Source organism: Pseudomonas sp. P1_A1, from assembly GCF_056406935.1.
The window spans coordinates 19,834-42,420 of sequence record NZ_JBFTZE010000030.1 but is presented as its reverse complement, the minus strand read 5'-3'; the positions used below and the strand labels follow the sequence as shown (position 1 = coordinate 42,420).

Here is a 22,587-nt window from a genome sequence, read left to right as displayed (position 1 = left end):
CAGTGCCTTGATTACCTACCTTTTGCTGCACCTTTATCAGCGCCGCTCAGGTTGTTCGGGGGCTATTTCAGACTTCGCCATTCGGCTGACCCACAGTTTGTTCGAGCGCCCATTAAGCATCGAACACCTTGAATACCGAAGGCAAAAGCGAACAGAGCTGAAGGCTGCCCAAGGCAGCCTTCAGCTCTGAAAAGGTTTTACCGGACACTAGTGATGCTCCGCGTGGGAATGCCGCCCGGGACGCAGAGCGTCCCTGTGACGCAGAGCGTCACTAGATACATTCCCACGTCAGAGCGTGGGAACGATCATCGTCTCAGTTGACCGCCTGCAACGCCTCAAGCTTCGCCATCACCCCCGCCGCCGTCTGCTCGCCCATCAACTGTTCCCGCACCTTGCCCTTGTTATCAATGATGTAAGTCACTGGCAGCGCTTCACTGCGCGGCAATTCGAAAAGGTCGGCCGGATCCTGGGCCAGCACGGTGAACTTGATCCCCAGTTTCTCGCTGGCGCTTTTCAGCTCTTCGCCCTGCACATTGTCGAAGTTGACCCCAAACACGCCGATCTTCTTGCCCTGGAGCTGCTCGGCCAACACATTCAGCTGCGGGATTTCGGTCCGGCACGGGCTACACCACTCGGCCCAGTAATTGAGCACCAGCCATTGTTTGTCCAGACGCTCGGCGGCGACCTTGTGACCATTCTGGTCGATGCCATAGTCGTTGCCACAGCCCCCCAGCAATAACGCCCCCATGATCGCCAATGCCGCTGCCAGTCGCCTTGTCATGTCTCAATCCTTGTCAAAAATGGAATGCACCTGCGACCCATCGCCTCCCAAGGTTCTGGATTACGCGCCGCACAGTTAGAATAGCCGCCACTTTACGCAAGAAGCGACCCGCACATGACCGATCTGACGCTTTATCACAACCCGCGCTGCTCGAAATCCCGCGGTGCGCTCGAACTCATCGAAGCCCGTGGCCTGACGCCAACGGTCGTCCGCTACCTGGAAACGCCGCTGGACGCCGTGCAAATCCAGAGCCTGCTGAGCAAACTCGGCATCAGCGCCCGGCAATTGCTGCGCACCGGCGAGGACGAGTACAAAACCCTCAACCTGGCCGACAGCGGTTTGAGCGAGGCGCAATTGATCGCCGCCATCGCTGCGCACCCGAAACTCATGGAGCGGCCGATTCTCGAAGTCGGCGACAAAGCCATCATCGGTCGTCCACCGGAGAATGTGCTGGAGTTGTTGCCGTGAGCGCGCCGTACATTCTGGTGCTGTATTACAGCCGCAGCGGCTCGACCAATGAAATGGCCCGGCAGATTGCCCGTGGCGTCGAGCAGGCCGGCCTTGAAGCCAGGTTGCGCACGGTGCCGGCGATCTCCACTGAATGCGAAGCCGTGGCGCCGGACATTCCCGATGAAGGCGCGCTGTACGCCAGCCTCGACGATTTGAAGAACTGCGCCGGCCTGGCCCTGGGCAGCCCGACCCGCTTCGGCAACATGGCCGCACCGTTGAAGTACTTCCTCGACGGTACCAGCAACCTGTGGCTGACCGGCGCCCTGGTGGGCAAACCGGCCGGGGTTTTCACCTCGACCGCCAGCCTGCACGGCGGCCAGGAAACCACGCTGCTGTCGATGATGCTGCCGTTGCTGCACCACGGCATGTTGATCACCGGCCTGCCTTACAGCGAATCGGCGCTGCTGGAAACCCGTGGCGGCGGCACGCCTTACGGCGCCAGTCATCACGCCGGGGCCGATGGCAAAAGCGGTTTGAACGAACATGAAGTCGCATTGTGCCGTGCTTTGGGCCTGCGCCTGGCGAAGACTGCGCAGAAACTGGAGAGCCATCGTGGCTAAAAAGCCTAAGGTTTTGCCTGCCATCGAATGGCTCGAACCGCGTGTACGGGCGATGCGCGTCATCAGCCTGCTGTGCTTTTTCGGTCTGGCGGGGCTGCTTTGCGCCTACTACCTGGTGTTCGCCGACCTGCATGGCGCGCGGCCGTGGGTGATTCTGCTGATCGAACTGGTGCCGCTGCTGTTGCTGGCACCAGGAATGATCGTCGGCAGTGCCCGTGGGCATTCGTGGATGTGTTTTGTGGTGAATCTGTATTTCATCAAGGGCGCATTGGCCGCCTATGACCCGAACCGGCAGTTGTTCGGTTTACTGGAGATGGGTGCGAGCCTGGCGGTGTTCTGCTCGGCGATGCTGTATGTGCGGTGGCGCTATCAGTTGAACCGCAAGTTGGCGGGGGAAGGCGAGATTTCCCCCGCCTGACAAAAAAGATCGCAGCCTTCGGCAGCTCCTACAGGTATATGCGAACACCTGTAGGAGCTGCCGAAGGCTCGGGCCGCGATCGGACGATCTTTTGGCCGCGAGGCGCTCTCAATGGTTGACGGTGTACGCCAGCATCATCGAAATCTGGCTCATCGGCCGTCCACCGCTCTCATCGTGCCACTGGTTGAACGCATTCTGCACCGTGGCCAGGTCGCGCAAACTGCTCGGCACCTTGTCGATGATCTGCTGTGCATTTAGCGCTGCCACCACGTCGTAGCTCGGCACGAAGGTGTCCTTGCCGACCATGCGCAAGAATCGCGGTGCGGATAACCCGCCCAACTGATGGCCGTGCTTTTTCAGGTAGGTCCACAAGCCGACGATATCGGTTACCGGCCAGTCGGCGATCAACGCGCCGAAACTACCCTTCTCATGGGCCACATCCAGAATGAACTGCGCATTGCGCGGCACGCTCTTGAGCTTGCCCAGGTGGCGGATGATTCGCGCGTCCTGCATCAAGCGCTCCAGATGTTCGGCGCTCATCAGCACGACTTTTTCCGGGTCGAACTTGAAGAACACTTCTTCGAACGCCGGCCACTTGGCATCCACCAGGCTGTGCTTGAGCCCGGCACGGAATACCCGCAACGCCATGGTCGAGAGGTAGCGGTCGTCACTGATCTTGCGCAATTGCGCCGGGGTCTTGGGAACCGGCAGATGGGCTTCCAGTTCAGCCGCCGAACCGAAGCGGTTCAGACAGTATTCGTGCAGCCACTTGTAATCGCGCATGCCCTCTCCTATGGGATGAAATGAAAACGGCGCCCGCGAGCGCCGTGTGCCTGAGTGACTTGAACCGTCAGAGGTTCACTACGTTGACGAACCGCGATGCCGCGCTTTCGTCGATACGCAGATTGGTGAAGTCGAACAGGTTGCGGTCCGCCAGTTGCGACGGGATCACGTTCTGCAGGCTGCGGAAAATGCTCTCGGTGCGGCCCGGGGTCTTGCGTTCCCACTCCTGCAGCATCTCTTTAACCACCTGGCGTTGCAGGTTTTCCTGGGAGCCGCAGAGGTTGCACGGGATGATCGGGAATTGCTTGAGGTCCGAGTAGGCCTGAATGTCTTTTTCGTTGCAGTAGGCCAGCGGGCGAATCACCACGTTGCGCCCGTCGTCGGCGCGCAGCTTTGGCGGCATGGCCTTGAGCGAACCGTTGAAGAACATGTTCAGGAAGAACGTCTCGACGATGTCGTCCCGGTGGTGACCGAGGGCCATTTTGGTCGCGCCGATTTCGTCGGCAAAGGTGTACAGCGTGCCGCGACGCAGGCGCGAGCACAGCGAGCAAGTGGTCTTGCCTTCCGGGATCAGCTCCTTGACCACCGAGTAGGTGTCTTTCTCGACGATGTGGTACTCGATGCCCAGTTCCTTGAGGTAAGCCGGCAGCACGTGCTCGGGGAAGCCTGGCTGCTTCTGGTCCATGTTCACGGCGACGATCTCGAACTTGATCGGGGCGACTTTCTGCAAATGCATCAGCACGTCGAGCATGGTGTAGCTGTCCTTGCCACCGGACAGGCAGACCATGACCTTGTCGCCGTCTTCAATCATATTGAAATCGGCAACAGCCTCACCGGCCTGGCGGCGAAGGCGCTTTTGCAGTTTGTTCTGGTTGACCGTAAGAGTGCCCATGACGCGAAATCCGTGAGGTGTGACGAAAGGCCGGCATTTTACGCAAAAACCCTTCAAGGGCGAAGAGCCCTGACGGATCGTACGAGATTCGGGTACATATCCGCGATCTTCGGTCATTTCAGCACCACCGAGGATCAAAATCTCAAGACACTTCCGCGATTAACGGTGTGCTTTACAGCGCGATTTGCTCTAAAGCCCTCGCACTATTGCAAGTAACTCCTTTCTATACTGCGACATAAGGTCGCACACGTATTCAGACCTGTTCTTACTTGGCCACTTTGGCCCGTAAGCGCTCCGCTGGGGGGCGATGGCAACAACAAGAGGAGTGACTGGCATGATCCATCACGTAGTGGGGCTCTTCACCCACCCTGACCAGGAATGGAAAGAAATCCGTGGCGACGAGGAAGAAAGCATCAGCCACATGTATCTGACGCACACCCTGATTCTGGCGGCGATCCCCGCCGTCTCGGCGTTTATCGGCACTACACAAGTCGGCTGGGTCATCGGTAATCGAGCGCCGGTCATGCTGACCATGGAAAGCGCGCTATGGATGACCATCATGTCGTACCTGGCGATGCTCGGCGGCGTCGCGGTGATGGGCGCCTTCATTCACTGGATGGCCCGCACCTATGACGCCAACCCGAGTCTGGCACGCTGTATCGCGTTCGCCACGTACACCGCCACCCCACTGTTCGTCGGCGGCCTGGCGGCGCTGTACCCGCACTTGTGGCTGGGGATGATCGTCGGCACCGCGGCTGTCTGCTACACGGTGTATTTGCTATATGTGGGGCTGCCGACCTTCATGAACATTCCATCTGACGAGGGCTTCCTGTTTTCGAGCTCGGTGCTCGCCGTAGGACTGGTGGTGCTGGTGGCCATCATGGCGTTTACCGTGATTGTCTGGGGCCTTGGCGTGGGACCGGTCTATACCAACTGACAAACCAGCGCCGACATAAAAAACACGTTCCGCCACTACAGGCCGCCGCAAGGCGGCCTTCTAATGCGAGCAACGACCATTCGGCGCCTGAGCGATTCGCAAGCCCTCGGGGTTGCGGCATACTCGACATCCTTGGAGATCCATCAAGCATGCCCGAGCAACTCAATACCCGCGTCGAAGACTGTTTCCTGCAAGCCGAATCCTTTTTCAAACGACCTTTCAAACGCCCCGTGGTGAGCCTCAAGCTGCGCGGGCAAAAAGCCGGTGTCGCGCATTTGCACGAGAACCTGCTGCGCTTCAACCCGCAGCTGTACCGGGAAAACACCGAAGATTTCCTCAAGCAGACCGTGGCGCATGAAGTCGCGCACCTGATCGCCCATCAACTGTTCGGCGACCGCATCCAGCCCCACGGCGAAGAGTGGCAACTGATCATGCGCGGCGTCTACGAACTGCCGCCCAACCGCTGCCACACCTATGACGTCAAACGCCGAAGCGTGACCCGCTACATCTACAAATGCCCCTGCGCCGACAGCGATTTCCCGTTTTCGGCCCAGCGTCATAGCCTAGTGCGCCAGGGGCGGCGGTATTTGTGCCGGCGCTGTCGCAGTACGTTGGTGTTCAGTGGGGAGATGCGGGTCGAATAAGTTGAGTTTCGACCGGGACAGACGCTAGATAACTACCTTGGCCCGCCGCAGCGCTTCAATCCGCTCAACACTAAACCCCAACTCCCCCAACACCTGATCCGTATGCTGCCCCAGCCGGGCGCCTATGTGCCGCGGCTCAGGCAACCCCGCTGAAAACTTCAACGGACAGGCCATCTGCGCCTGGGTCGAGCCATCGCCCCGCGGCACCTCAGCCACCAGTTCCCGCGCCTGCAACTGCGGGTGCCTGACCGCTTCGCCCAGGCTCAACACCGGCTCGACACATGCATCGACCCCGGCAAACAGCTCACACAGCCAGGCAAAGTCGTGTTTTTCGAATTCAATGTTCAGCGCGTCCTTGAGCGCCCGTTGCCGGGCGGGGTCGGACGACAGTCCCTCGGCCGCCAGTTCCGGACGGCCCAGCGCCGTGCACAGTTGCTGCATGAACCCCGGTTCCAGACTGCCCACCGACAACCAGCGGCCATCGCGTGACCGGTAGTAATCGTAGAAGCTGCCGCCGTTGAGCATCTGGTCTTCCCTGCCCGGCTCAACGCCGCAGGCCAGATATCCGGCACCGGCCATGGCGTTCAGGCTGAAGGCGCAGTCGGTCATGCTCACATCCAGATGCTGCCCCTGCCCGGTCTGTTGCCGCGCAATCACCGCTGCCAGCAGCCCGATCACCCCATGCAACGAACCGCCCGCGACATCCGCCACCTGCATGCCCAACGGCAACGGGCCGCTGTCGGCGCGGCCGGTGTAGCTCGAAAGGCCCGCCAGCGCCAGGTAGTTGATGTCGTGGCCGGCGCGGTCCTTGTAGGGGCCGGTCTGGCCGTAACCGGTGATCGACACATAAATCAACCGTGGATTGATCGCCTTCAAGGCCTCATACCCCAGGCCCAGCCGTTCCATCACGCCAGGGCGGAATTGCTCCAGCACAATGTCGTAGTCCACAAGCAATTGCTTGATCACCTCCAGCGCCTCGGGCTGCTTGAGATCCAGCGCCAGGCTGCGCTTGTTGCGATTGAGGTACGCGTGGCTGGCCGACACGCCTTGATCATGGGGCGGCAGCACCCGCAGCAAATCCATGCGGGTCGGCGATTCGATGCGTAGCACCTCGGCGCCCATGTCCGCCAACAGCAACGAGGCGAACGGCCCCGGCAACAATGTTGAGAAATCCAGAACCTTGAGTGATGCCAGTGGACCGAGCATGAGCGTTCTCCAGTGCAGTCCCCCAAGCCTAGGCAGCCCGGGACATTGCAGCAATCACCTTATGTGCCAGTGAGGCTGACCGTTACGCTCAAATCGCAGGCAACAAAAAACCCGCCGAAGCGGGTTTTTCATTACAACAAGGCTTACTTGGCGTTCGTCGGGGTTGCCCCTTCGACGTGGCCCAAAACATCGTCTTTAGGCTCGTCGGCAATGCCGCGACCGCCCGAGGCCAGCTCGGATTGCAGCACGTCGGTGTCCAGTTCCTTGACCCACTTGGCCACAACAATGGTGGCAACCGCGTTACCGATCAGGTTGGTCAACGCGCGGGCTTCGGACATGAAACGGTCGATACCGAGGATCAGCGCCAGGCCGGCAACCGGCAGGTGGCCAACAGCGGACAAGGTAGCGGCCAGTACGATGAAGCCACTACCGGTCACGCCAGCAGCGCCTTTGGAGGACAGCAGCAACACCACCAGCAGAGTGATCTGGTGAGTGATGTCCATGTGGGTGTCGGTGGCCTGAGCAATGAACACTGCCGCCATGGTCAGGTAGATCGCAGTACCGTCGAGGTTGAACGAGTAGCCGGTCGGGATCACCAGACCTACCACGGATTTCTGCGCACCCAGACGCTCCATTTTGATCAGCATGCGTGGCAGTACCGACTCCGAAGAGGAAGTACCCAGCACGATCAGCAGCTCTTCACGGATGTAACGAATCACTTTCAGCACGCTGAAGCCGTGAGCGCGAGCAATACCACCCAGCACGACCAGAATGAACAGCAGGCAGGTGATATAGAAGCAGGCCATCAACTGACCGAGTTGCACCAGCGAGCCCACACCGTAGGCACCGATGGTGAACGCCATGGCGCCCAAGGCACCGAGTGGCGCGAGCTTCATGATCATGTTGATGATGTTGAACATCACGTGGGCGAAGCGATCGATGAAGTCCAGGATCGGCTTGCCGTAGGCACCCAGGCGATGCAGGGCGAAACCGAAGATCACCGAGAACATCAGTACTTGCAGGATATCGCCCGTGGCGAACGCACCAATGATGGTGGTCGGGATGACGTTAAGCAGGAAGCCAACGACGCTTTGATCCGCACCGGCAGCCACATAGGTAGCGATTTTGGAGGCATCCAGCGTGGTGACATCGATGTGCATGCCGTTACCCGGCTGCACGATGTTGACCACCACCAGACCGACCAGCAGTGCAATGGTCGAAACGATTTCGAAGTAGAGCAGCGCGTAACCGCCGGTCTTGCCAACCGACTTCATGTTCTGCATGCCCGCGATACCGCTGACGACGGTGCAGAAAATGATGGGAGCGATGATCATTTTGATCAGTTTGATGAACCCGTCACCCAACGGCTTGAGGGCTACACCGGTCTGCGGGTAGAAGTGACCGAGCAGGATGCCGATGGCGATGGCAACGATCACCTGGAAATACAGGGATTTGTACAGTGGCTGACGAGTCGTCATTGCAAAGTTCCTCAAGAGCGCCCGGTGACAACATCCATCTGTTGCCCAAGACACTTCAATTGCGAACCCTCCTGCACTGGAGGGATTTGTTTTGTCGAGCTGCGCAACGGCAGGCATCTGCTGGTTGTATCGCAAGGCCCGTGCCACATTCGCCAAAAAGCCTGCGAGCCTTTTGACATCAAGGGTTACAGGTTTCTTTTGGTCACCAACCAGTTACAACTATGTGGCGGATTTCCGCCAACCCGCCTGACCTCGTCCTGCAATTTGGCGGATATCCGCCTTGTTCATCGTCGATGGGCACCGCTACCATCCATTGCTCAGTGGACGGACCTGCCCCATGCGTGAACGCACCATCGCCAGCCATTTCGCCCGTGCCGCCCTCGGCGGCGCGCGCCGACGTGGCTACGACTATTCGAGCCTGATGCAGCAACTGGGGATCAGCCCCGAGTTGCTTGAAGAACCGCGCGCCCGAATCGCGCCTGAACAGTTCACCCGGTTGATCCAGGGATTGTGGCTGGCCCTGGACGACGAATACCTGGGCTTCGGGCAGGCCCCGAGCAAACCCGGCAGCTTCGCGATGATGTGCCACGCGGTGATCCACTGCCGCACGCTGGAGAAAGCACTCAATCGCGGCCTGTTGTTTTACAGCCTGTTTCCCGGGGCGCCGCGTCTGACTCTGAGCCGCGAAGGCGAGATGATTCGCCTGAGTCTCGACGATTCGCCGCTGTGGGACCCGGACCACTTCCTCAGCGAAAGCCTGCTGGTGATCTGGCATCGGTTCGGCAGCTGGCTGATCGGCCAGCGCATTCGTCTGGAGCACGCCACATTCAGCTACCCGAGGCCCGAGCACGGGGCCGAATACGACTTGCTGTTTTCCTGCCCGCTAACGTTCGATACTACTCAGAGTAGCCTGCTGTTCCACAGCCGCTACCTGAACATGCCGCTGTTGCAGGACGAACGAACCCTCAAGCACTTTCTCGAACGCTCCCCCGCCGACCTGCTGTCACGCCCCGACGAAGGCGACAGCCTGAGCAGCCAGTTGCGGCGCTTGCTCAGCCGCGACAGCGCACGCTGGCCGGACCTGGAAGCGGTGGCGGCACACCTGCACATCAGCCCGCAAACCTTGCGTCGGCATTTGCGTGAGGAAGGCACGAGTTTTCAGGAATTGAAGGATCAGTTGCGCCGGGACATCGCGATTTATCACCTGGGGCGGGCGGACCTGTCGTTGCAACAGATTGCCGAACAGTTGGGGTTTTCAGAGCCTTCGGCGTTTCACCGGGCGTTCAAGAAGTGGACCGGGTTGACGCCGGGGGCCTATCGCGCCCAGGAGCTTTAAGATCAAAGGATCGTCCGAACGCGGCCCGAGCCTGCGGCAGCTCCTACGGGTTCGGTGTTCGCCGCCACATCGCGGTGGAACACAATCTCCTGTAGGAGCTGCCGCAGGCTCGGGCCGCGTTCGGACGATCTTTTGATTTTGCTTTTGCTTTTGCTGGCTAGCCTTGTGGATCGAGATTATCCAGCACTCGATTCACGGCCAACTCACCCAGCATGACCACCGATTGAATCCCCAACATCATGTTGCGATGTGGCATGTCCATCAACCCGGCGAACTCACTGAGCATCACGCTCGCTGACGCCAGGGATTCGCAGGCGTTGACCAGCAGGGTTTCGTTATCGACCTTCGCACCGACATGGTAAATGGTGCTGGGTTTGCGCTTGGTGTCTTTGGGGGTGGGCGGTTTGAGGTAGTGGTCGAGGGCGCGGTCGGCGGCTTCGTGGAGTTTTTTGGAATCAGGGGATTCGTAGGGGGAAACGTCGTCGGGTGCCGGTGGATTGGGTGTTGGTTTGAACATAGATAAAGCCTCCTAGAGTCATGGAGCCGCCACTGTTCGCTGCGAGACGAAAGAAGGTGGCAGCTATACGCGGGTCGCAGACCGGGACTCTAGAACCGGCAGACCCGAAGGTCTCCCACGTACAGCCGCCATAACATGAACGGAGGATGTTGTGCGTCTAGAGATACACGGGCTGCGAGACCCGATCGCTGTTTTTCAGCGACAGGGAAACGATATAGCCCGGCCTCAAGGCGCACTAGCCGGCGGATTCTGGCGTAGTCGTAGGCAGCGGCGCAAGGATGTGTAGGCTGGGTGAGTTTCTGGAGATGTCTATTAAACATCGCCGTTTAAGATCAAAAGATCGCAGCCTTCGGCAGCTCCTACGCACCTGTGGGCGCTGCCGAAGGCTGCGATCTTTTCGGTCACACCGCCGTTCTCAAACCACCGAAAAATGAATCCGGAACGCCGCCCCGCCCATCGGCGAATCCCCCAGCGTCAGCTTGGCGCTGTAGCTTTCGATGATGTCCTTGACCACCGCCAAACCAATCCCCTGCCCCGGATGCTGGCGATCCAGGCGCTCGCCGCGTTCGAGAATTCGCGCGCGTTGGTCCGGCGGTACACCGGGGCCATCGTCTTCAATGCAAAGCTCAATGCCACTGAGGGTTTCACGCACGCTGATGCGCACTTCGCCGAGGCACAGGCGATAGGCGTTTTCCAGCAGGTTGCCCATCATTTCCAGCAAGGCGCCCTGCTCAATCGGCACGTAGCACTGATCCGGCAGATCGAAAGCGACCCGCACGCGTTTGTCGCGGTAGACCTTGTCCAGGGTGTCGCAGAGACTTTGCAGCACCGGGCGCAGACGTACCTGATGGCGCACCAGGCCGCTTTTGCGCAGGCTGGCCCGTTGCAGTTGATAGCTGATCTGCTGGCTCATGCGTTCGATCTGGGTTTGCAGCACCCAGGCCTGATCGCGCTCTTGCGGCTTTTGCGCCATGTCTTCGCTGACCCCTTGCAACACCGCCAGCGGAGTTTTCAGGCTGTGGGCCAGGTCGTCGAGGGAGTCGCGGTAACGGCTGCGCTGTTCACGCTCGCTGTGCAGCAAACGGTTGAGCGAGCCGGTCAGGCGCAGCAGTTCGCGCGGGTGTTGTTCGCTAAGGCTTTCGCGGGTGCCGCTTTCGATCTGGTCCAGCTCCTGGCTCAGCCGGCTCAACGCCTGCAAGCCCCAGGTCAGGCCGACCCAGAGCAAGACGAGTAACACCAGCAACGCGGCACCGAAGCCCAGATAGAGGTTTTCCCGCAGGCCTTCGAGGGTGACTTCGTATTCGCGCACCGGTTGCAGCGCGACGATGCTGAACGCCGCGCTTTTGCCGCCGAGCAGCTTGACCTCGACGTCATAGACGAAAAACTCTTCACCATTGGCCTCGCGAATTCTCGCGAACTCGTTACCGCGCCCGTCGTAACGCGGCTTGTAGTTGATGTTCTCTTCCTGGGTAGCCTTCGAACGCCAGACCAGGTGACCTTCGCGGTCATAGATGTAGCCGAGCAAACGGCTGTCGGTGAGGTTGAAGCGCTCATCGGGCAACTGCGCCGGCATCTGCAAGTGGTTGTTATCCACCCGGGCGGCGGAGATCAGCGTGGTGACGTCCGACGCCAGGCGCTGCTCGATGGAGTCCTGCAACGCCAGGCTGAACGCGCCCTGCATCGCCGGCAGCAACGCCAGCATGAACAACACCGCCAGGGTGGTGGCGGCGAGCATCAAGCGGACACGAAGGGAACGAATCAAGTGCAGCGCTCATTGAACAGGTAGCCGAGGCCACGCACGGTATCGATCGGCTTGAACCCGGCCGGGCCTTCGAGTTTGCGACGCAAGCGGCCGACCAGCACTTCGATCACATTCGGATCGCGCTCGTCGTCATCCGGGTAGAGTTGCTCCATCAAGCGGTCCTTGGCCACCACTTGCTGGTGATGGCGCATCAAGTATTCGAGGATCCGGTATTCGTAGGCGGTCAGCGCCAGCGGCTGGTCATCGAGGGTCGCCTGTTTGCGATTGAGGTCCAGCAGCAAGGGACCGGCGACGATGGTCGACTGGGTGAAACCGCTGGAGCGACGCAGCAAGGCATTGAGCCGGGCGTCCAGCTCTTCGAACTGGAACGGCTTGACCACGTAGTCGTCGGCACCGGCGGCGAGGCCTTCGACCTTGTCTTGCCAGTTGCCGCGCGCGGTGAGGATCAGGATCGGAAACGTCTTGCCCTGGGAGCGCAGCTGACGAATCAGGTCGAGCCCGCCCATGCCCGGCAGACCGAGGTCGATCACCGCCAGGTCATGGTTGAACTGCTCGGCCTGATGCAACGCATCGATGGCGTTGGCCACGGCCTCGACCACGTGGCCGCTGTCCGTCAAACGGGTTTGCAGGTGATGGCGCAACAGCGCTTCATCTTCGACAACCAGCAATTTCATAAGGCTCTCCGGGGCAAATCAACATCTCCAAAGGTCAGTTAAGCCTGCGTCCACAGGTTCCGAGGCTTAACTGACTGGCAACCAAACGCTGCTTAGAAAGCGTAGTTGGCGGACAGGTACGTCTGGGCGCTGCTGGTCAAGTCCAGCGAACCCTGTTTGCTGCCGCCGCGCTCGCTCATCTCGGTGCTGGCGTTGCTACGCAGGTAACGGTAACCCAGCTCGACCGAGGTGTTTTGCGTAACTTGCTGCAACACGCCGAGCTGGCCGCCAATGGCGTAACCGATGTCGCTGTCGCGGCTGAAGCCTGGCGATTCCTGGGTCATTTTGGTCAAACCGGCCGTGGCACCGCCGAACAGTTTGGTGCTGCCACCCACCGGGTAGAACAGATCGTAGCTGCCCAGCAGGTTTTCCTGACGCAGTTTAATGCCATTATGCGAGCCCGACACGTTGTCGTAAGTGGCGTAGTAGCGGCCCTGGCTGTCTTGCTGACCCACACGCAAACCCCAGGTGTTGTCCTTGCCGATCACACCGTCGGCGTTCGGGTGGTTGAGGTTGTCGTTCAGGGCGTTGGACTTTTTAACCTTGTCGCTGGTCTGGCCAAACGTCAGGCCGGCGAAATTGGTGGTGTCGGCATGGGCGGCAACACTGGCGCCCATCACGGTGAAAGCCAGCAGCAGTTTTTTCAAAGTAGTCATTGGGGCGTTTCCTCATGCGCTATGTGCTTTTTGGGTACGGGGCAAGGTTACTGACCTCACCCTGTACAGCCCCTGAACGCACTCTGAACCTGAGCTGAATCAAATCAACTACGCTGTTTTGACGTTTTTTAATAAGGAGATTAACCATGCGTGTATTTCTCGCCCTTGTTTTACTGGCCGTGAGCGGGCTCAGCCAGGCAGCCATCAAGACTCAGGAAATTCCCTATCAGAGTGCCGATGGCACCAAGCTGATTGGCTATTACGCCTACGACGACGCCATTAAAGATCCGCGTCCGGGTGTGGTGGTGGTGCATGAATGGTGGGGGCTCAACGACTACGCCAAGCGTCGCGCCCGCGATCTGGCGGGTTTAGGCTACAGCGCGCTGGCGATCGACATGTATGGCGACGGCAAGAACACCGAACACCCCAAGGACGCCATGGCGTTCATGCAAGCAGCGTCGAAAGACAGTGCGGCAGCCAGCGCACGGTTTCAGGCCGGGCTCGATTTGCTGAAGAAACAGCCACAGACCGATCCGGCCAAACTGGCGGCCATCGGCTATTGCTTCGGCGGCGCAGTGGTGCTGAATGCCGCACGTCAGGGCTTGCCGCTGGCGGGCGTGGTGAGTTTCCACGGTGCACTGGCGACCAATACGCCGGCGGTGCCTGGCAGTGTGAAAGCGAAAATCCTGGTGGAGCATGGCGCGCAGGACAGCATGGTCACGGCGGATAACGTGGCGGCGTTCAAGGCGGAAATGGACAAGGCCGGCGCCGACTATAAATTCGTCAGCCTCGAAGGCGCCAAGCATGGTTTCAGCAACCCTGATGCGGATCGTCTGAGCCATGGCGATCATGGCGGGCCGGACATTGGTTACAACAAGGCCGCCGATGAGAAGTCATGGGCGGACATGCAGGCGTTTTTCAAGAAGATCTTTGGCTGACACAGTGATCGTTCCCACGGTCCCCGTGGGAATGCAGCCCGGGACGCTCCGCGTCCCTTCCCGGATGTGACGCAGAGCGTCACCGGATGCATTCCCATGCAGAGCGTGGGAACGATCACCTTGGGACTACCCAGCCTCAAGGCAACCCGGCAAAATGCCCGTCATGAATCCCGTCCCCGCCCTACCCGTCTGCTGCACCCCTCTCGACGCCCATTGGCCGCTGCCGTTTGTGCTGCCCGATACGGTCCTGCTGGGCACTCACTTCGATACCAAGCAATTGGCCAGCGATGATTTCCAGCGCAGCGCCATCGAGCCGCCCGCGAGCATCCAGCGTTCGGTGGCCAAGCGTCAGGCCGAGTTTCTTGCCGGGCGGATTTGCGCTCGGGCCGCGTTGCAACAGCTGGAAGGGCTGAGCTTCATTCCGGCCATTGGTGAAGACCGCGCACCGGTGTGGCCAGCGCATATCACCGGTTCGATCACCCACAGCACCGGCCGGGCCGCGGCGATTGTCGCGAACAAGGTCCATTGGCGCGGTTTGGGGATGGACCTGGAAAACCTGCTCGACGCAGAACGGGCCGAACGCCTGGCCGGAGAGATTCTCACCGGGCCTGAGTTGCAGCGCATGGCCGCCGGGGCTCGCGATCAGTTGGCGATGGTGGTGACGCTGACGTTTTCGGTGAAGGAAAGCCTGTTCAAGGCGCTCTACCCGATCGTCCAAAAGCGCTTCTATTTCGAACACGCCGAAGTGCTGGAGTGGAGCGAGGGCGGTGAAGTACGGTTGCGGTTGCTGACCGACCTGTCCAGTGAATGGCATAGCGGCACCGAACTGGACGCGCAGTTTGCGGTGATGGATGGGCAGTTGTTGAGTCTGGTCAGTATCAAGGCCTGAAGCCCCCTGTCACGTGCCCAACCTCAACGCCGCTCCTGATTCCTCGGCCAGCTCAAACTGAAACACGCCCCGCCCAGGCTTTTGCTCTTGCTGATCAGCGCTCGCCCGTCGTGCCAATGGATGATCCGCCGCACGATCGACAATCCCAGCCCATGCCCGCCCGAAGCGCGGGTGCGGCTGTCGTCGAGGCGCAGGAACGGGGTGAAGATTTTCTCCCACGCGGTTTCCGGCACGCCCGGCCCGTCATCCTCGACATCCACCCGACAGCGCTGCTGACCCACCTGATAGCTGACGGTCACCCGTGAATGGGCATGGCGCATGGCGTTGCTCACCAGGTTCTGCAACGCCCGGTGCAAGTAGCGCGGCTCGGCTTCGACCCAGGCGCCGTCGCAATCGGCGGCCGACAGGCACAAGCCGCGCTGCACCGTGACCTCGGCGCGCAACGGCGCCAGCTCTTCGATGACCTGATTGACCAACGCATCCAGATCGATCCGCTGGAAATTCAGCGCCGGCGAGCCCTGCTCCAGCCGCGCATAAGTGAGCATCTCATCGACCAGTCGATCGAGGTCTTCGATGTCGTGGTCCATCCCTTCGCGGTATTTCTCCAGCGCCTCAGGCGTGCTGGCCGAGCCGATCATCTCCAGGCCAAAACGCAGGCGCGCCACCGGTGTGCGCAATTCATGGGACACGGCACGCACCAGTTCTCGCTGAATCGCCAACAATTGCTGCAAGTGCTCGGCCATGCCGTTGAACGCCGAGGCCAGCCGCCCCACCGAGTCGGCGCCGCGTGTCGGTACGCGGGTTTCCAGGCTGCCCTTGGCAATGCGTGTGGCGGCGGCTTCGAGACCGCGCAAACGACGCTCCAGCTGGCGCACCAACAGATAGACAATCAAACCGATCAGGCTCAGGCCAAGGGCCGCGATCAGCACCAGCCACTCGGGCGGGTAAGGATTCATCTGATACAGCGGGCCGATTTCCAACACCCACGGCGTACCGACCATGCCGGCAAACACCCGGATCGAATCGCCGCCCTTGCCCAACGCCATCACCGTGTCGCCTTCTGACACGCGGCGGCTCTGGTCTTCGTCCATGTCGGCCTCATCAACCGTCACCAGCCGCAGATCGAAGCCGAAACCCTTAGCTTCCTTTAACTGCTCCAAACGCTTGGGCTGCTCGGCCACCGGGTAGCGCACCAGTTCATCGGCCAGCAGGTAGATGGTCGCCCGCGCCAGTTGCTCGCTGATCTGCTGGACTTCACCGGTGAGCACCAACTGCTCCTTTTCGCTGACCAGGCGATAAACCTTCGCCGCATGCGGACCGGTCTGCTCCACCAGGGCCTGGCCGTGCAACACGCGGGTGCGCTGGGTCAGGTCGAGGTCGGTCTGGGGGAGCGTCTTCAGCGCCAGCGGAATCCCGAGCAAGCGCTCCCACACCAGCAACGCCCGGTGGCGCTCGGTTTCGTTCATCGGTTGCAGGTTATCGGCCATCAGCGAGAACGTGCCGTGGGCCAGGCGCTCGCGGTACTGCTCGCTGCGCACCTGGTTAAGCAGGTGCAAGGCCAGTACACCGAGCACGGCCACCAGAATCAGCGCCGCGCACATGCCGCCATAGATACGCAGGAAGATCGAGTTCACAGGGTGCAGGCTTCCGGCACGAACAAATAGCCTTTGCTGCGGACGGTCTTGATCAGCCGCGGATGGTCCGGGTCATCGCCGATCTTGGGGCGGATGCGCGAGATGCGCACGTCGATGGAGCGGTCCTGGCCGTCATAACCGATACCGCGCAGCGCGGTGAATATTTCTTCGCGGGACAGAATACGCCCGGCATTGGCCACCAGCAGCCAGAGCAAATCGAACTCGGCGCTGGTCAATTCAATGCCTTTGTCATGCAGCCAGGCTTCGCGCAATGCGCTGTCCACCACTAGCGGGCCGAACTGCAGGCGCCGGAGTTTTTCCGGGGCCACCTCCGGGGCTTCGCTGCGGCGCAGCAGGGCTTGAATACGCGCGAGCAATAAACGTGGACGCACCGGTTTGCAGACGTAGTCGTCGGCGCCCAGGTCCAGGCCAAGAATCTGATCAGTGTCATCGGTGCGCGCGGTGAGCATCAGGATCGGCCCGTCATAACGGTCGCGAATCTTGCGGCAAATGCTCAAGCCGTCTTCGCCGGGGAGCATCAGGTCGAGAATCACCAGGTCCGGTTTCTCCCTGATGATGCGTGCTGCGGCCAGGGCGCCATTACCCTCGATCGATACTCGCAGGCCATTGGCTTCCAGGTAATCGCGGGTCAATTCGGCCAGACGCTGGTCGTCCTCGACAATCAATACCTGCCAGGCTTCTTGCTCCACGATGACCTCTGCTTGCCAACACCACTGCTTAAGGAAGGATCCACCCGTCTTTTTGTAATGATTGGGGAGGATAAGAATGCATCTGCATTGGCCGATTGTATAAACGCCACACGTCTGGAACACAAGCCGGTAAATGCGTTCGGACACAACGGTTTTTTGTGATAGGGTTCGCGCCCTTAAAAATCCGGATGACTGTTTTCTGTCGCTGAAAATCAGTGAAAAATGGTCGGCTCCAGCTAGGTCGCGGCCTACACGCCTGTTCCCTCTTTCACACACAATTTACGCACAGGTTTATCCACAGGTAGTACGTTGCAACACCCTCCAAAACGCATTATCTTGTACCTCGACGCAAAAAAAACCCTACATGTAGGGTTTTACGCCAAAAACCAAACACAAACCGGACACCGATTTCAAGCGCTTTTATTGCCTCTTTCCGGTTGAACCAAACGTATTTTCGAAAGACCAAACCGCGTGTGCGGATGGCTACTGTTTTTAAGCCCGAAACGGCGATAACGGTACGGGTGTTGCAGTCATTTACTGCCGCTCAAAACGGAATTCGGTTTCAGGCCCAAGGCGTGACACCAAAGACTTCGGCATGGAAGCGGCGCCCAATAGCCCCCTTCCTGATCTGTCCCGAAGTTGGTATGCCCGGCCCTCGCCGGTTGTAGTGCTTCAGGACAGAACGGTGGGCACCGTGATGGTGCCCAAACAAACATAGAGAATGTGGAGACAACCCCCCATGCAAACCGACACAACTCGCGAGAACCCGCAAGGCACCTTGCCGCAGGCCGCCGATTCGAATTCGGATCTGTCCGCCACCGCGCCTGGCCAACTGCGCGTGATCAAGCGTAACGGCACTGTCGTCCCTTACACCGATGACAAGATCACCGTCGCCATCACCAAAGCGTTTCTCGCAGTTGAGGGCGGCACCGCTGCCGCTTCGTCGCGAATCCACGACACCGTTGCCCGCCTGACCGAACAAGTCACCGCGACCTTCAAGCGTCGCATGCCTTCGGGCGGCACCATCCACATCGAAGAAATCCAGGACCAGGTCGAACTGGCCCTGATGCGTGCCGGCGAGCAGAAAGTCGCCCGCGACTATGTGATCTACCGTGATTCCCGCGCCAAAGAGCGCGCAGCGCACTCCCCTGCCGAAGAAGCCGTCAACGCTCACCCATCGATCCGCATCACCCGCGCCGATGGCAGCCTCGCCCCTCTGGACATGGGTCGCCTGAACACCATCGTCACCGAAGCGTGCGAAGGCCTGGAAGAAGTCGACGGCGAGCTGATCCAGCGCGAAACCCTGAAAAACCTGTACGACGGCGTGGCCCTGACCGACGTCAACACCGCTCTGGTGATGACCGCCCGTACGCTGGTCGAGCGTGAGCCGAACTACTCGTTCGTGACCGCCCGCCTGCTGATGGACACCCTGCGTGCCGAAGGCCTGGGCTTCCTCGGTGTCGCCGACAGCGCGACCCACCACGAAATGGTCGACCTGTATGCCAAGGCACTGCCTGCGTACATCGCCAAAGGTATCGAATTCGAATTGCTGAACCCGGTTCTGGCGTCCTTCGACCTGGAAAAACTCGGCAAGGCAATCAACCACGAGCGCGATCAGCAGTTCACGTACCTGGGCCTGCAAACCCTGTACGACCGTTACTTCATCCACAAGGACGGTATCCGCTTCGAACTGCCACAGATTTTCTTCATGCGCGTGGCCATGGGCCTGGCGATCGAAGAGAAGCAGAAAGAAGACCGTGCGATCGAGTTCTACAACCTGTTGTCGTCCTTCGACTACATGTCCTCGACGCCGACCCTGTTCAACGCCGGTACCCTGCGTCCACAGCTGTCGAGCTGCTACCTGACCACCGTGCCGGATGACCTGTCGGGCATCTACCACGCGATCCACGACAACGCCATGCTGTCGAAATTCGCCGGCGGCCTGGGCAACGACTGGACCCCGGTTCGGGCGCTGGGTTCGTACATCAAGGGCACCAACGGCAAATCCCAGGGCGTCGTGCCGTTCCTGAAAGTGGTGAACGACACCGCCGTCGCCGTTAACCAGGGTGGCAAGCGCAAAGGCGCTGTCTGTGCCTACCTGGAAACCTGGCACATGGACATCGAAGAGTTCATCGAGCTGCGCAAGAACACCGGTGATGACCGTCGTCGTACCCACGACATGAACACCGCCAACTGGATCCCTGACCTGTTCATGAAGCGTGTCTTCGATGACGGCAAGTGGACCCTGTTCTCGCCGTCCGAAGTACCGGACCTGCACGACCTGACCGGCAAGGCCTTCGAAGAGCGTTACGAGTACTACGAAGCCCTGACCGAGTACCCGGGCAAGGTCAAGCTGTTCAAGACCATCCAGGCCAAAGACCTGTGGCGCAAAATGCTGTCCATGCTGTTTGAAACCGGCCACCCATGGCTGACCTTCAAAGACCCGTGCAACCTGCGCAGCCCGCAGCAGCACGTGGGCGTGGTCCACAGCTCGAACCTGTGCACCGAGATCACCTTGAACACCAACAAGGACGAGATCGCCGTTTGCAACCTGGGCTCGATCAACCTGCCGAACCACATCGTCGACGGCAAGCTGGACACCGCCAAGCTGCAACGCACCGTGAACACCGCCGTGCGCATGCTCGATAACGTGATCGACATCAACTACTACTCGGTGCCGCAAGCGAAGAACTCCAACTTCAAGCACCGTCCGGTCGGTCTGGGCATCATGGGCTTCCAGGACGCTCTGTACCTGCAGCACATCCCTTACGGTTCCGACGCTGCCGTCGAATTCGCCGACAAGTCGATGGAAGCGGTCAGCTACTACGCCATCCAGGCGTCCTGCGACCTGGCCGACGAGCGCGGCGCGTACGAGACGTTCCAGGGTTCGCTGTGGTCCAAAGGCATCCTGCCGCTGGATTCGCAACAGATCCTGATCGAGCAGCGTGGCCAGAAGTACATCGACGTTGACCTGAACGAAACCCTGGACTGGGCACCGGTTCGCGCCCGTGTACAGAAAGGCATTCGTAACTCCAACATCATGGCCATCGCACCGACCGCAACCATCGCCAACATCACCGGCGTGTCGCAGTCGATCGAACCGACCTACCAGAACCTCTATGTGAAATCGAACCTGTCGGGCGAATTCACCGTGATCAACCCGTACCTGGTTCGCGACCTGAAGGCTCGCGGTCTGTGGGACTCGGTCATGATCAACGACCTGAAGTACTACGACGGTTCGGTGCAGCAGATCGAGCGCATCCCGCAAGAACTCAAAGAGCTCTACGCGACTGCCTTCGAAGTGGACACCAAGTGGATCGTCGACGCCGCCAGMCGTCGTCAGAAGTGGATCGACCAGGCTCAGTCGCTGAACCTGTACATCGCCGGCGCTTCGGGCAAGAAGCTGGACGTGACCTACCGCATGGCCTGGTACCGTGGTCTGAAAACCACCTACTACCTCCGTGCCCTGGCCGCGACCAGCACCGAGAAGTCGACCATCAACACCGGCAAGCTGAACGCTGTTTCCAGCGGCGGCAACCACGGTGACGACTCGGTCCTGGCAGCGCCAGCCGGTCCTGCGCCAGTGCCGAAGGCTTGTGCCATCGACGAGCCGGATTGCGAAGCTTGCCAATAAGCTGAGCTGGTAGGCGCTGAAAGGCGTTTACCTGAAACCCCCGATGAGCCACTGGCTGGTCGGGGGTTTTCTTTTGCCTGCTTTTAAGGTCAGAAGATCGCAGCCTCGTTTCACTCGACAGCTCCTACAAGGGGCGCGCGATTTCCTGTAGGAGCTGTCGAGTGAAACGAGGCTGCGATCTCTTGATCTTGATTCTGCAAGACAAAAAAAACCCCTCGTGAGAGGGGTTCTTTATGCAGCGCTATACAGCATCAGGTCATCTGAATGATGGTCTGCATGATGGTGCTCTGGGTGGAGATGGTCTTCGCGTTCGCCTGGTAGTTGCTCTGCGCCTTGATCAAATCAACCAGTTCGTTGGTCAGGTTGACGTTGGACTCTTCCAGCGAGTTGGACACGACTGAACCCAGGGTACCGGTCTTCGGCGCATCGACACCGGCAACGCCGGAAGCGAAGGTTTCTTTCCAGCGCGTACCGCCAATTGGCTGCAGGCCTTGCTCGTTGGCGAAGCTGGCCACCGCAACCTGGCCGATGGCCTTGGTTTGCTGGTTGCTGAAGTTGGCGGTCATGACGCCGCTGGCGTCGATGGTCAGGCTGGATATCTGGCCGGTGGCGTAGCCGTCCTGGTACTGGGCGGTACGGGCGGTAGGCGAGTTGTAAGAGGTGGTCAGCGCCATGTTGAACGCGATACCGCCAGTGGCAGCGACGGAACCGTTCGGGCCCCAGGTCACAGGAATCGTTGCGGCGTTGGTAATGGCACCTGGCACCCAACCAGTCATGGTCAACGTGTTACCAGTCTGGGTCCAGCCGGCACCCGCCGTCAGCGTGTTGATGCTACCGTCGGAGTTGAAAGTGATGTCAGCAGTGATCGCCACTGGAGGCGTGGTTGCAGGGTTGGCCGGGGAGCGACCGTCCATGTAGGTATAGACACGCCAGGCGTTGGTACCCGTTTTCACGTAGTACTGGTCCATGGTGTGCTCGTTACCCTGGCTGTCGTAGACCTTGGTGGAGATGGTCTTGTTATAGCTGTTGGTATCGGTCGGGCTGAACGGGGCCACGGTCGGCGTGGTTTCCGCCGAGTTCAGGTTCATCGTCTGATCAACCTTGGTAGTCGGATTCGGCTTCAGGCTCGACGTATCAATCTTCAAGTCAGTCAACACACCGTTGATGATCTTGCCATTGGAGTCGACGCCATAACCCTGCAGTCGGTTGCCGTTGTTATCGACCACAAAGTTTTGAGCGTCGGTCTTGAACGCACCGGCACGGGTGTAGCTCAGGGAACCGTTGTCGCTGAGGATGAAGAAGCCGTTGCCCTGAATGCCCATGTCCAGCACGTTGCCGGTGTTGTTCACATCACCCTGGCTGAACTGCTGGGAAACGTTGGCCAGGCGCACGCCGTTACCGATGGTCTTGCTGCCGGTACCCAGGCGAGTGGCCGAGTACACGTCTTCGAATTCTGCACGGGACGATTTGAAACCGGTGGTCGCGACGTTGGCGATGTTGTTGCCGGTCACGTCCAGTTGTTTGTTGGCTGCATAGAGACCGCTAAGGCCGATATTGAAAGACATATTCCACTCCTTTGTGCCGTGTTA

At 59.9% G+C, this 22,587-nt stretch carries 21 protein-coding genes and 1 pseudogene; 10 read left to right on the top strand and 12 right to left on the bottom strand.

The features are described 5' to 3' along the window. Positions 1-190 (top strand): annotated as a pseudogene (locus AC1D2Q_RS28645) (IS4 family transposase); the annotation flags it as partial. A 123-nt stretch (positions 191-313) separates the two neighbouring features. Here the strand turns inward: AC1D2Q_RS28645 and AC1D2Q_RS28640 are convergent. Further along, positions 314-781, bottom strand: coding sequence for a TlpA family protein disulfide reductase (locus AC1D2Q_RS28640; RefSeq protein ID WP_477815413.1), 468 nt, complete (start codon positions 779-781; stop codon positions 314-316). Between the two features lie 114 nt (positions 782-895). Here AC1D2Q_RS28640 and arsC point away from each other — a divergent pair, with 114 nt between their 5' ends. Genes arsC through AC1D2Q_RS28625 form a run of 3 tightly spaced genes read left to right on the top strand, consistent with a single transcriptional unit; the run spans position 896 to position 2,269 of the window. Then, positions 896-1,249: an arsenate reductase (glutaredoxin) gene (gene arsC / locus AC1D2Q_RS28635; protein WP_477815412.1), complete on the top strand. Its 354-nt coding sequence runs from the start codon at positions 896-898 to the stop codon at positions 1,247-1,249. Continuing rightward, a complete protein-coding gene (gene wrbA / locus AC1D2Q_RS28630; protein WP_018926302.1) occupies positions 1,246-1,851 on the top strand; it encodes an NAD(P)H:quinone oxidoreductase in 606 nt (201 codons plus the stop codon). The genes arsC and wrbA overlap by 4 nt, the downstream gene beginning before the upstream one ends. Next, positions 1,844-2,269 carry a DUF2069 domain-containing protein gene (locus AC1D2Q_RS28625; protein WP_019581230.1) on the top strand — a complete coding sequence of 142 codons (426 nt, stop codon included), beginning with the start codon at positions 1,844-1,846 and terminating at the stop codon, positions 2,267-2,269. Before wrbA ends, AC1D2Q_RS28625 begins: the two co-directional genes overlap by 8 nt. Before the next feature lie 108 nt (positions 2,270-2,377). Here the strand turns inward: AC1D2Q_RS28625 and AC1D2Q_RS28620 are convergent, their stop codons facing one another. Next, the gene (locus tag AC1D2Q_RS28620) at positions 2,378-3,052 is read right to left on the bottom strand and encodes a DNA-3-methyladenine glycosylase I (RefSeq protein WP_477815411.1); all 675 of its coding nucleotides are present in this window, start codon (positions 3,050-3,052) and stop codon (positions 2,378-2,380) included. A gap of 67 nt (positions 3,053-3,119) precedes the next feature. Continuing rightward, positions 3,120-3,944, bottom strand: coding sequence for a tRNA 2-thiocytidine(32) synthetase TtcA (gene ttcA, locus AC1D2Q_RS28615; RefSeq protein ID WP_007937538.1), 825 nt, complete (start codon positions 3,942-3,944; stop codon positions 3,120-3,122). Positions 3,945-4,278: 334 nt separating this feature from the next. Between ttcA and AC1D2Q_RS28610 the strand changes: the two genes are divergently transcribed. After that, positions 4,279-4,881 (top strand): Yip1 family protein, encoded by a 603-nt coding sequence (locus AC1D2Q_RS28610; RefSeq protein ID WP_477815410.1) that lies wholly within the window; start codon positions 4,279-4,281, stop codon positions 4,879-4,881. Positions 4,882-5,030: 149 nt separating this feature from the next. Further along, the gene (locus AC1D2Q_RS28605; RefSeq protein WP_007937535.1) at positions 5,031-5,525 is read left to right on the top strand and encodes a SprT family zinc-dependent metalloprotease; all 495 of its coding nucleotides are present in this window, start codon (positions 5,031-5,033) and stop codon (positions 5,523-5,525) included. A gap of 24 nt (positions 5,526-5,549) precedes the next feature. On the opposite strand, the gene AC1D2Q_RS28600 is transcribed toward AC1D2Q_RS28605, so the two are convergent. Together AC1D2Q_RS28600 and AC1D2Q_RS28595 are read right to left on the bottom strand one after the other, a co-directional pair. Beyond that, positions 5,550-6,731: a CaiB/BaiF CoA transferase family protein gene (locus tag AC1D2Q_RS28600; protein WP_477815409.1), complete on the bottom strand. Its 1,182-nt coding sequence runs from the start codon at positions 6,729-6,731 to the stop codon at positions 5,550-5,552. A 143-nt stretch (positions 6,732-6,874) separates the two neighbouring features. Continuing rightward, on the bottom strand, positions 6,875-8,209 hold the full coding sequence (locus AC1D2Q_RS28595; protein ID WP_111455173.1) for a dicarboxylate/amino acid:cation symporter: 1,335 nt from the start codon (positions 8,207-8,209) through the stop codon (positions 6,875-6,877). Positions 8,210-8,546: 337 nt separating this feature from the next. Here AC1D2Q_RS28595 and AC1D2Q_RS28590 point away from each other — a divergent pair, with 337 nt between their 5' ends. After that, positions 8,547-9,545: an AraC family transcriptional regulator gene (locus AC1D2Q_RS28590; RefSeq protein WP_428636392.1), complete on the top strand. Its 999-nt coding sequence runs from the start codon at positions 8,547-8,549 to the stop codon at positions 9,543-9,545. Between the two features lie 157 nt (positions 9,546-9,702). Here the strand turns inward: AC1D2Q_RS28590 and AC1D2Q_RS28585 are convergent, their stop codons facing one another. The 4 genes from AC1D2Q_RS28585 to AC1D2Q_RS28570 form a co-directional block, all read right to left on the bottom strand. Then, the gene (locus AC1D2Q_RS28585; protein WP_477815408.1) at positions 9,703-10,062 is read right to left on the bottom strand and encodes a DUF6124 family protein; all 360 of its coding nucleotides are present in this window, start codon (positions 10,060-10,062) and stop codon (positions 9,703-9,705) included. A 415-nt stretch (positions 10,063-10,477) separates the two neighbouring features. Beyond that, on the bottom strand, positions 10,478-11,824 hold the full coding sequence (locus AC1D2Q_RS28580; protein WP_477815407.1) for an ATP-binding protein: 1,347 nt from the start codon (positions 11,822-11,824) through the stop codon (positions 10,478-10,480). Further along, positions 11,821-12,498: a response regulator gene (locus tag AC1D2Q_RS28575; RefSeq protein WP_477815406.1), complete on the bottom strand. Its 678-nt coding sequence runs from the start codon at positions 12,496-12,498 to the stop codon at positions 11,821-11,823. Before AC1D2Q_RS28575 ends, AC1D2Q_RS28580 begins: the two co-directional genes overlap by 4 nt. A gap of 92 nt (positions 12,499-12,590) precedes the next feature. Beyond that, the gene (locus AC1D2Q_RS28570) at positions 12,591-13,193 is read right to left on the bottom strand and encodes a hypothetical protein (RefSeq protein ID WP_477815405.1); all 603 of its coding nucleotides are present in this window, start codon (positions 13,191-13,193) and stop codon (positions 12,591-12,593) included. A 146-nt stretch (positions 13,194-13,339) separates the two neighbouring features. Here AC1D2Q_RS28570 and AC1D2Q_RS28565 point away from each other — a divergent pair, with 146 nt between their 5' ends. Both AC1D2Q_RS28565 and AC1D2Q_RS28560 read left to right on the top strand, forming a co-directional pair. Beyond that, positions 13,340-14,131, top strand: a complete 792-nt coding sequence (locus AC1D2Q_RS28565; RefSeq protein ID WP_477815404.1) for a dienelactone hydrolase family protein — start codon at positions 13,340-13,342, stop codon at positions 14,129-14,131. A gap of 163 nt (positions 14,132-14,294) precedes the next feature. Then, positions 14,295-15,020: a 4'-phosphopantetheinyl transferase family protein gene (locus AC1D2Q_RS28560; protein ID WP_477815403.1), complete on the top strand. Its 726-nt coding sequence runs from the start codon at positions 14,295-14,297 to the stop codon at positions 15,018-15,020. A 23-nt stretch (positions 15,021-15,043) separates the two neighbouring features. Here the strand turns inward: AC1D2Q_RS28560 and AC1D2Q_RS28555 are convergent, their stop codons facing one another. Next, positions 15,044-16,654 (bottom strand): ATP-binding protein, encoded by a 1,611-nt coding sequence (locus AC1D2Q_RS28555; RefSeq protein WP_477815402.1) that lies wholly within the window; start codon positions 16,652-16,654, stop codon positions 15,044-15,046. Beyond that, positions 16,651-17,364: a response regulator gene (locus AC1D2Q_RS28550; protein WP_477815401.1), complete on the bottom strand. Its 714-nt coding sequence runs from the start codon at positions 17,362-17,364 to the stop codon at positions 16,651-16,653. Before AC1D2Q_RS28550 ends, AC1D2Q_RS28555 begins: the two co-directional genes overlap by 4 nt. A gap of 739 nt (positions 17,365-18,103) precedes the next feature. On the opposite strand from AC1D2Q_RS28550, the gene AC1D2Q_RS28545 reads away from it, so the two are divergent. Then, positions 18,104-20,998 (top strand): ribonucleoside-diphosphate reductase subunit alpha, encoded by a 2,895-nt coding sequence (locus tag AC1D2Q_RS28545; protein WP_477815400.1) that lies wholly within the window; start codon positions 18,104-18,106, stop codon positions 20,996-20,998. Between the two features lie 251 nt (positions 20,999-21,249). On the opposite strand, the gene flgE is transcribed toward AC1D2Q_RS28545, so the two are convergent. Next, complete coding sequence (flgE, locus tag AC1D2Q_RS28540; RefSeq protein WP_477815399.1) at positions 21,250-22,563, bottom strand: flagellar hook protein FlgE; 1,314 nt, start codon at positions 22,561-22,563, stop codon at positions 21,250-21,252. Between the last annotated feature and the right edge of the window lie 24 nt (positions 22,564-22,587).

Excerpts from the sequence above, each read along its gene's own strand:
- AC1D2Q_RS28560 (WP_477815403.1), top strand. The coding sequence starts at position 14,295 with ATGAATCCCGTCCCCGCCCTACCCGTCTGCTGCACCCCTCTCGACGCC.
- AC1D2Q_RS28640 (WP_477815413.1), bottom strand. The coding sequence starts at position 781 with ATGACAAGGCGACTGGCAGCGGCATTGGCGATCATGGGGGCGTTATTG.
- AC1D2Q_RS28605 (WP_007937535.1), top strand. The coding sequence starts at position 5,031 with ATGCCCGAGCAACTCAATACCCGCGTCGAAGACTGTTTCCTGCAAGCC.
- ttcA (WP_007937538.1), bottom strand. The coding sequence starts at position 3,944 with ATGGGCACTCTTACGGTCAACCAGAACAAACTGCAAAAGCGCCTTCGC.
- AC1D2Q_RS28620 (WP_477815411.1), bottom strand. The coding sequence starts at position 3,052 with ATGCGCGATTACAAGTGGCTGCACGAATACTGTCTGAACCGCTTCGGT.
- AC1D2Q_RS28590 (WP_428636392.1), top strand. The coding sequence starts at position 8,547 with ATGCGTGAACGCACCATCGCCAGCCATTTCGCCCGTGCCGCCCTCGGC.
- AC1D2Q_RS28595 (WP_111455173.1), bottom strand. The coding sequence starts at position 8,209 with ATGACGACTCGTCAGCCACTGTACAAATCCCTGTATTTCCAGGTGATC.
- AC1D2Q_RS28565 (WP_477815404.1), top strand. The coding sequence starts at position 13,340 with ATGCGTGTATTTCTCGCCCTTGTTTTACTGGCCGTGAGCGGGCTCAGC.
- AC1D2Q_RS28575 (WP_477815406.1), bottom strand. The coding sequence starts at position 12,498 with ATGAAATTGCTGGTTGTCGAAGATGAAGCGCTGTTGCGCCATCACCTG.
- AC1D2Q_RS28610 (WP_477815410.1), top strand. The coding sequence starts at position 4,279 with ATGATCCATCACGTAGTGGGGCTCTTCACCCACCCTGACCAGGAATGG.
- arsC (WP_477815412.1), top strand. The coding sequence starts at position 896 with ATGACCGATCTGACGCTTTATCACAACCCGCGCTGCTCGAAATCCCGC.
- AC1D2Q_RS28585 (WP_477815408.1), bottom strand. The coding sequence starts at position 10,062 with ATGTTCAAACCAACACCCAATCCACCGGCACCCGACGACGTTTCCCCC.
- AC1D2Q_RS28570 (WP_477815405.1), bottom strand. The coding sequence starts at position 13,193 with ATGACTACTTTGAAAAAACTGCTGCTGGCTTTCACCGTGATGGGCGCC.
- AC1D2Q_RS28600 (WP_477815409.1), bottom strand. The coding sequence starts at position 6,731 with ATGCTCGGTCCACTGGCATCACTCAAGGTTCTGGATTTCTCAACATTG.
- flgE (WP_477815399.1), bottom strand. The coding sequence starts at position 22,563 with ATGTCTTTCAATATCGGCCTTAGCGGTCTCTATGCAGCCAACAAACAA.